This is a genomic window from Bradyrhizobium sp. PRIMUS42 (assembly GCF_023006515.1).
In the GTDB taxonomy this organism is placed as follows: domain Bacteria; phylum Pseudomonadota; class Alphaproteobacteria; order Rhizobiales; family Xanthobacteraceae; genus Bradyrhizobium.
Map to the genome: position 1 here is coordinate 1 of NZ_JALBGZ010000292.1, position 7,347 is coordinate 7,347.

Consider the following 7,347-nt stretch of genomic DNA (forward strand, 5'->3'; position numbering starts at 1 on the left):
GCCGGCGCGCCCATGGCCGCGGTCGACGTCGCCGCGGTCGTCGACAAGGCGGTGGCCGCGCACAAGGGCGAGAAGCTGGAATGGCGTACCTCGATCGTCGACCTCATGAAGGCGCTCGACATCGATTCCAGCCTTGCAGCCCGCAAGGATCTCGCCAAGGAGCTGGGCTACACCGGCGACATGAACGATTCCGCGAGCATGAACGTCTGGCTGCACAAGCAGGTGATGTCCAAGCTCGCTGCTAATGGCGGCAAGCTGCCGCCGGAGATCAAGCACTGACCGACCGCCGGTCGTGCCGCAAGGGCCCGCGATCTCGCGGGCCCTTTTGCGTTCAGGCGACCAGATCCGCATCCTCCGGATGCCTGTCGAGATAGTCGACGACGAAGCCGCAGCCGGCAATCACCTTCCTGCCGTCGCGCCGGATCAAGTCCAGCGCGCCCTTGACCAGTTCGGATGCGATGCCGCGACCGCGGAGCGCACGGGGCGTTTCGGTGTGGGTGATGATGACCGCCGTCGGCGTCAGCCGGTAATTAGCGAAGGCGATATCGCTGCCGACATCGAGTTCGAAGCGGCTTCTGTCCTTGTTGTCCCGTACAGATGAGGCGGCCATGCAAGATCCTTCCGTCGTGCGTCTTACGCGTTGATCTAGGAGCCCGTCCCCGTCCTTGGCAAGGCGCAGCCAAGGGAGCTTGCCGCACGGCAGACATCTGCAAACGCGCGTGCCTGTAGCTGCAGCGCAGTATGAGAAGCCTTCCTTTCGTGAACACGACGCCTGCTCCAATATTTGCCGGCGTCGCTCTTGCAAGTTCCACGGCGGCTCCCACGTTTTCTCAAGGACATACGTCCGAATGCGGCCGGCAGGGTCGCAAGACATTCGGAGTGTCGTGACCGCCAGCCGCCGACGTGTGCCTCTGTCACAGGAGGGTACGATGTCGGACTTTGGTTTCTTGAATACTCATCGAACATGGGAAGACTGGTGCGGGATGCTGCTCGGCGCGCTCATCGTGGCTTCGCCGTGGTTTCCCATCCAGGATCAGGCGGCGATCACCGGAAACCAGACGGCGGTCCTGAATGCGGTCACAATCGGCCTGGTCGTGTTTGGCATTAGCCAGCTCGAATACGTCGCCTTGCAGCGCTGGCAAGAGGTGACGACGATCCTCGTCGGGCTGTGGCTCATCGCCTCGCCTTACGCCCTCGGCTATTCCGGTGAAGGTTTTCTCCGCATCTATCACACGAGCCTCGGCGGGGCGGTGGTGCTGCTGGGCATACTCCAGCTGTGGCAGGACTGGGATCTGAATGATCAGGACATGCTCCGGCATGGATAACAGGCCGTAGAGATCGGCAGGCCCGCTGGCTATGGGCGGCGGGCCTGTGCTCTCACCTCGTCACGAGGTCCGCATAGTCCGGATGCTTTTCGATCCACGCTTTCACGAACGGGCATTGCGGGATCAGCTTCAATCCGGACGCGCGGACCTGGTCGAGCGCGCCTTGCACCAGTTTCGAGCCGACGCCCTTGCCGCCGAGCTCCTTCGGCACGTCGGTGTGCTCGAACGTGATCACATCGCCGTCGAGCTTGTAGTGCTCGGTCGCAAGATGGCCTTCCACCGAGAGCTCGTAGCGGCAATGGTCCTTGTTGTTGATGACGTTGGTCATGTTGTCGACCTTCCAGCTGCCAGCCTCGCGCACCAAGTCATAACGCACGGTCGGGCCGGCCGGTTTCCGATGTCGAGGTCGTTCGGTTCAATCGGTCGCTTTGGCGAGCCTGGAATCTTCGGGCTGCTGCTGCGGGCGCAGGCATCCCTTGCAGATGACCAGGGAGCGGTTGACCCTGGCATCCTGCTCAGCCTCGCTGCCGTCCTGCGCTTGCCACCACTCCTTCGAAGGGGGCTGAAGCCCGGCTTGCGAGCTGCTTCGCTCGGATCGGGTCGCCGTCCGTGTTGGTTGTGAGGCCGCATGCGGCCGATTGGGATCCTCGCCGGCGCCATCCCAGGCATAACGGGCAGGCTTGAAGGCGGGATCGGACGCCAGGTGCGCCTGCGGCGCCACGGCACATCCGGCGAGCGCCAGCGACAACAGGAGGAAGGCAGGCGCTTTGACCATGATGCGGCACTCTGTACGCGAGAACTGAGCGAGGGTGCGCCGATCATGTTTAAAATTCCCTGAACGATTGCGGCCGCGCCGGCGACCAACCCGCATGCGTTATCTGATCCTCATGCTCGCTCTCTTCACCTCTGCCGTGCGCGCCGAGGATGCAAGGACGTTCAATCCAGCCGACTATCCGCCTGGCGTGCAGAAGGCGCTGCGCTACGCCAATGAAGAATGCACCAGTCAGGACGGCGGCGAGGTGAGCTTCGCGCCTGATACGGTGCGCAGGATCGACCTCACCGGTGATGGCCGCGACGACTACATCGTCGATTTCGGCGAGACCAAATGCGGGGATCGCGAGACCACCTATTGCGGAACCGGCGGCTGCGTCATCAAGATCCTGGCGACGTTGCCGGATGGCAATTTACGCGAGGTGTTTGACGGCTATGTCCTCCGCTACAAGATCATGCCCCCGCCGACGAAGCGCCGTGCTGCGCGAACCGTTCGCTTCGATCTGCACGGCAGCTTCTGCGGCGGCTTTGGTCCGCAGGCCTGTGTCAAGCAGAAGACCATCACGGCGACGCCGTTTGCATTCAAGCAACCGTAGGGGAGCCGTGCATCCGGCGGCCTTGCAGGGGCGCGGGGGATGGCGATAAATGGGCTGCAATGAGCGGATGGCCAGCGTGCCGTCCGCCTTCGAAGAGGAAGCCCCATGCAGCCCCTGCGCATGTCCCGCCGCGTCATGAATCTCGCTTACATGCTGACCCAGAATGCCCGGCGGCATGGAACGCGTCCCGGCTTCGTCTGGGGAGACAAATCCTGGACCTGGCGCGAGATAGACGCGCAGGTCTCGGCGCTGGCGGCTGCGCTCGCCGCGCGCGGCATCACCAAGGGCGACCGCATCCTGGTCCATTCCAAGAATGGCGACGAGATGTTCTTCTCGATGTTCGCGGCATTCCGGCTCGGCGCGGTCTGGGTGCCCACCAATTTCCGCCTGATGCCGGATGAGGTCACCTATCTCGCAGAGGCCTCCGGAGCCAAGGCGTTCCTGTGCCATGTCGATTTTCCCGAGCACGCCGCGGCCGTGAAGGGCGGCGCGCTCGAGTTCACCTGGAGCGTCGACGGCAAGGCCGCGTTCGGCGAGCGCTCGGTTGCCGACGCCGTTGCCTCGCAGGCTAGCGCCAGCATCGCCAATGCCGATGTTGAGCACGACGATCCCTGCTGGTTCTTCTTCACCTCCGGCACCACCGGGCGTTCGAAGGCGGCGGTGCTGACCCACGGCCAGATGGGATTTGTCGTCACCAACCATCTCGCCGATCTCACCCCCGGCGTCACCGAGGCGGATGCTTCGCTGGTGGTGGCGCCATTGTCGCACGGCGCCGGCGTGCATCAGCTGGTGCAGACCGCGCGCGGCGTCTGCACCGTCTTGTTGCCGACCGAGAAGTTCGACATCGACGAGGCGTTCCGCCTGATCGAAAAGCATCGGGTCGGCAATCTCTTCACGGTGCCGACGATCCTGAAGATGATGGTCGAGCACCCCGCCGTCGACAAGTACGACCACGGCTCGCTGCGCCACGTGATCTATGCCGGCGCGCCGATGTATCGCGAGGACCAAAAGACCGCGCTGAAGAAGCTCGGCAAGGTCATCGTGCAGTATTTCGGCCTCGGCGAGGTCACCGGCAACATCACCGTGCTGCCGGCGGCGTTGCACGATCCCGACGACGGGCCGCATGCCAAGATCGGCACCTGCGGCTTCGAACGCACCGGCATGCAGGTCTCGATCCAGGACGACGAGGGCCGCGAGCTCGCGGCCAACCAGAGCGGCGAGATCTGCGTGATCGGCCCCGCCGTGCTCGCGGGCTATTACGACAACCCTGAAGCCAATGCGAAGGCATTCCGCAACGGCTGGTTCCGCACCGGCGATCTCGGCCACATGGACGAGGAGGGATTCGTCTACATTACCGGCCGCGCGTCCGACATGTACATCTCCGGCGGCTCCAACATCTATCCGCGCGAGATCGAGGAGAAAATCCTGACGCATCCCGCGGTCGGTGAGGTCGCCGTGCTCGGCGTGCCCGATGCGACCTGGGGCGAGGTCGGCGTCGCCGTCTGCGTTGCGCGCGAAGGTACGAAGCCGGTGAGCGAGGCCGAGATGGCGGCGTTCCTCTCGCCGAAGGTGCCGCGCTACAAGATGCCGAAGCGGTTCTTCTTCTGGGAGGCGCTGCCGAAATCCGGCTATGGCAAGATTCCAAAACGCATGGTGCGCGACGAGCTCGAGGCGCGTGGGCTGCTCGATCTCGACAAGACGAAAGCTGGCTGAGCGAAGGCGATGCGGAATATCAAGCAGCCGGGCGCGGCCGTCGCGGAGCGCATCCAATGGGTGGGGGCGAGGGGGCGCGCCTTCTCGTTCACGCTTCAGGCAGGTTTGCCGCTGCTGGAAGCCGCCCGGCGCGGCTTTGCGGCCGAAGGTTTTGCCGGTGGCGTGCTTAACTTCCGGCACGGTGCGCTCGGGCCGTTCGCCTATGTCATGCCGGCGCTGTCGAAGACCGGCGAGAACGCCGCCTTCTACAGCGACACGTTCCGGCCGCCTGGCGTGACGCGCACCAGGCTCGGCAGCATGACGCTCGGCACGCGCGACGGCGCGCCGTTCTTTCACTGCCATGGGCTCTGGACCGAGGCCGACGGCAAGGACAGCGGCGGCCACATGCTGCCGGACGAGACTGTCGTCGCCGAACCGTTCGAGGTCGAGGCCTTCGGTATCGACGGTGCGTTGTTCACCGCCGAGCCCGATTCCGAGACCAATTTCAAGCTGTTCGGCCCGGTGGCCGCTGAGAGCACGGGCGCGCGCACGACGAGCCGCGCGTATACGCTCCGGCTGCGCCCGAACCAGGATTTTGCTGGCTCGCTCGAAGAGTTCTGCCGCGCGCACGGCATGGCGCGTGCGAAGATCCATGGCGGCGTCGGTTCGACCATCGGCGCGCGCTTCACCCATGGCGGCGTGACCGAGCCGTTTGCGACAGAGCTTGCGGTGATAGCCGGGCTGATCGCGCCCGGGCACTCCGGCGCGCTCGAAGCTGCGCTCGACGTCGCGCTGGTCGACTACACCGGCGGTTTGGCGGAGGGGCGTCTGGCCCGCGGCGACAATCCCGTGCTGATGACGATGGAGCTGGTGCTGGAGGCGCTGGACTAGCCTTGCGGTCGGGGCTTGCGGTCGGGCGTATCCTGCCGGTTGGTTGCGCGAGGGCTGAGCGCCAACAGGCTTTCACTCGACATCGGCGCTCCCTCGGGGCGGATTACCGATATTCTGAATGGACGCAGAGGTATTTCGGCTGACACCGCGGTGCGCCTTGGTCGATATTTCGGCAACAATCCTCAATTCTGGTTGGACTTGCAGGGGCAGTACGACATCGGTGTCGTCGAGCGGGAGAAGGGCGCGGAGATCGCTCGACGTGTGAGGCCCGCCGACGCGGCTTGATCTGCTCGCCACGTTCGTGTCCCGGACAAGCCGCAACGCGCGAGCGGTGCGGTGCACAGCCGGGACCCAGAAGCCGCGCATATCGCTGCGACATGGGCCCCGTCTCAGCAGCGCACCGCACCGGACGATGCTTCGCATCGCCGGGGGCGCCGCGCTACGTCCGGGGCACGAGAGCGGTATTCGTCTTCATGTTCGAAACTCAATCGCACGCGCGGTTTCCCGTTCTCGCGGCGTATTCCGCCCGAGCTTTGCGGCCGTTGCCGCCCTCGAAAACGCCGAGGGCGCAGGGAAGGCCGGGTGCCGGCTGGCACCCGCGGTCCACTGTGCGAAGCGTGTGCTAAAACAGCTGCACAGCGGCATACAGGTGAAGCCAAACAACCGGCCTTCCCTGCGCAGTGGTTTGACGGCTTATGTCGTGCTCTCCCCGGGGAGCGATGCACTATTGCCCCCGTCGCCTTGCGGATGGCTGATGCGCGGACCCGGTTGGGCCGCCACATCACCGCAACACTTGGCGCACAGACCCCGGGCGCCAGGACCACACGATTTTGTCGTACGCTGAGTGCGCCGGTCGTATGCGCGCGGGTGAGCTGCTCACGGTGTGACCCGCCCTGCAACCACCCTCGCGCCGACGCAACTCGCGTCCACCACGTCCCATCCCGCGTGTCGTGACGATCGCGATGCGCCCCTCGGCCGGGTTGGGATGGCTTTCTATACGATAATCCGAAGTTCTGATAAAGAGAATTATTTTGACCTGATGGCGTTGACCCTCCCATGGGGTGTTTTGCCCGACGGGCAGCGCAACAGGTTGTGGGTTGGGGCCGAGTGCCGCCGCAACGGCGCCACGAACCGGTCTCCCCTCGGCCCCAAAATACGCTAGGATGACCGGAGCGCGCATTCCAAGCCGCGCGTGATCAACTGGACGTATGAGGAAACGAGATGAGGGTGACGATTGGACGGCGCACGGCCGTGGCTGCGGCGCTGGCTGTAATTGGGGCGGCAGGCTTGACGGCGACCTTTGGCCCGGCCTGGGCGCATGGGCCGACCCGGCAGAAGGTGCGGGAATCCATCGAGATCAGTGCGCCGCCGGCCAAGGTCTGGGCCGCGATCTCCAATTTCCAGGACATGAGCTGGCTTCCGATCGTCACCAAGACCACGGGTGAGAAGGGCAACGAGATCGGCGCGACGCGGACGCTGACCCTGACGGGCGGCCCGACGGTCGAGGAGGAGCTCTATAAATACGAGCCGGACATGCTGAGCTATTCGTACCGGATCACCAAGGTCGACGTGAAGGTGCTGCCGGTGACCAATTATTCCTCGACCTTGACGGTGTCGCCGGCGCCCGACGGCAAGTCCAAGCTGGAATGGGCCGGCGCGTTCTACCGCGGCTTTCCCAACAACGATCCGCCGCCGGAGCTGAGCGACGAGGCCGCGGTGAAGGCGGTGAGCGAGCTTTACAAGACCGGCCTCGAGGCGCTGAAGAAGAAGATCGAGAGCGGTAGCTGATCGTGCGGACACTGGACTTGCGGGCGCTGCTCCTGGCGGCGCTCGCGGCCGGCCTTTGCTGGGGTACTTTCGGCAGCGCGTGCGCTGAAGAGGCGTTCGTCACCAACCAGCTCAGCGACGATCTGATGGTCGTGGACCTCGCGACCTCGCGTAGCGTGGCAACCATCGCCATCGGCGGCAAGCCGGCGGGGGTGGCCGTCAGCGCCGACGGACGCTTTGCCTATGTGACGAGCCCCGACGCCAAGGCGGTGACGGTCGTCGACGCCGCCACGCGGCAGGTTGCT

General features: G+C 64.9%; 10 protein-coding genes and 1 pseudogene. 8 read left to right on the top strand and 3 right to left on the bottom strand.

Annotated elements, in window-relative coordinates:
- Window positions 1-279, top strand: a 279-nt coding sequence (locus MOV75_RS20925; protein WP_247006516.1) for a DUF3597 domain-containing protein, incomplete at its 5' end; no start/stop codon positions are given.
- A 52-nt stretch (window positions 280-331) separates the two neighbouring features.
- On the opposite strand, the gene MOV75_RS20930 is transcribed toward MOV75_RS20925, so the two are convergent.
- Window positions 332-610, bottom strand: a complete 279-nt coding sequence (locus tag MOV75_RS20930; RefSeq protein WP_246929338.1) for a GNAT family N-acetyltransferase — start codon at window positions 608-610, stop codon at window positions 332-334.
- A 319-nt stretch (window positions 611-929) separates the two neighbouring features.
- Here MOV75_RS20930 and MOV75_RS20935 point away from each other — a divergent pair, with 319 nt between their 5' ends.
- Complete coding sequence (locus tag MOV75_RS20935; protein WP_246929340.1) at window positions 930-1,325, top strand: SPW repeat protein; 396 nt, start codon at window positions 930-932, stop codon at window positions 1,323-1,325.
- A 52-nt stretch (window positions 1,326-1,377) separates the two neighbouring features.
- Here the strand turns inward: MOV75_RS20935 and MOV75_RS20940 are convergent, their stop codons facing one another.
- Complete coding sequence (locus MOV75_RS20940) at window positions 1,378-1,653, bottom strand: GNAT family N-acetyltransferase (protein ID WP_246929360.1); 276 nt, start codon at window positions 1,651-1,653, stop codon at window positions 1,378-1,380.
- 87 nt (window positions 1,654-1,740) lie between these two features.
- Window positions 1,741-2,100 carry a hypothetical protein gene (locus MOV75_RS20945; RefSeq protein WP_246929341.1) on the bottom strand — a complete coding sequence of 120 codons (360 nt, stop codon included), beginning with the start codon at window positions 2,098-2,100 and terminating at the stop codon, window positions 1,741-1,743.
- Between the two features lie 94 nt (window positions 2,101-2,194).
- On the opposite strand from MOV75_RS20945, the gene MOV75_RS20950 reads away from it, so the two are divergent.
- The 6 genes and pseudogenes from MOV75_RS20950 to MOV75_RS20975 all read left to right on the top strand — a co-directional run.
- Window positions 2,195-2,692 carry a hypothetical protein gene (locus MOV75_RS20950; protein WP_246929344.1) on the top strand — a complete coding sequence of 166 codons (498 nt, stop codon included), beginning with the start codon at window positions 2,195-2,197 and terminating at the stop codon, window positions 2,690-2,692.
- A gap of 105 nt (window positions 2,693-2,797) precedes the next feature.
- The gene (locus MOV75_RS20955) at window positions 2,798-4,405 is read left to right on the top strand and encodes an acyl-CoA synthetase (RefSeq protein ID WP_246929346.1); all 1,608 of its coding nucleotides are present in this window, start codon (window positions 2,798-2,800) and stop codon (window positions 4,403-4,405) included.
- A 9-nt stretch (window positions 4,406-4,414) separates the two neighbouring features.
- Window positions 4,415-5,275 (top strand): DUF296 domain-containing protein, encoded by an 861-nt coding sequence (locus MOV75_RS20960; RefSeq protein ID WP_246929348.1) that lies wholly within the window; start codon window positions 4,415-4,417, stop codon window positions 5,273-5,275.
- A gap of 39 nt (window positions 5,276-5,314) precedes the next feature.
- A complete protein-coding gene (locus tag MOV75_RS20965) occupies window positions 5,315-5,560 on the top strand; it encodes a HigA family addiction module antitoxin (RefSeq protein ID WP_246929350.1) in 246 nt (81 codons plus the stop codon).
- A 936-nt stretch (window positions 5,561-6,496) separates the two neighbouring features.
- The gene (locus MOV75_RS20970) at window positions 6,497-7,063 is read left to right on the top strand and encodes an SRPBCC family protein (protein ID WP_246929352.1); all 567 of its coding nucleotides are present in this window, start codon (window positions 6,497-6,499) and stop codon (window positions 7,061-7,063) included.
- A gap of 17 nt (window positions 7,064-7,080) precedes the next feature.
- Window positions 7,081-7,347: pseudogene (locus MOV75_RS20975) on the top strand (YncE family protein); the annotation flags it as partial.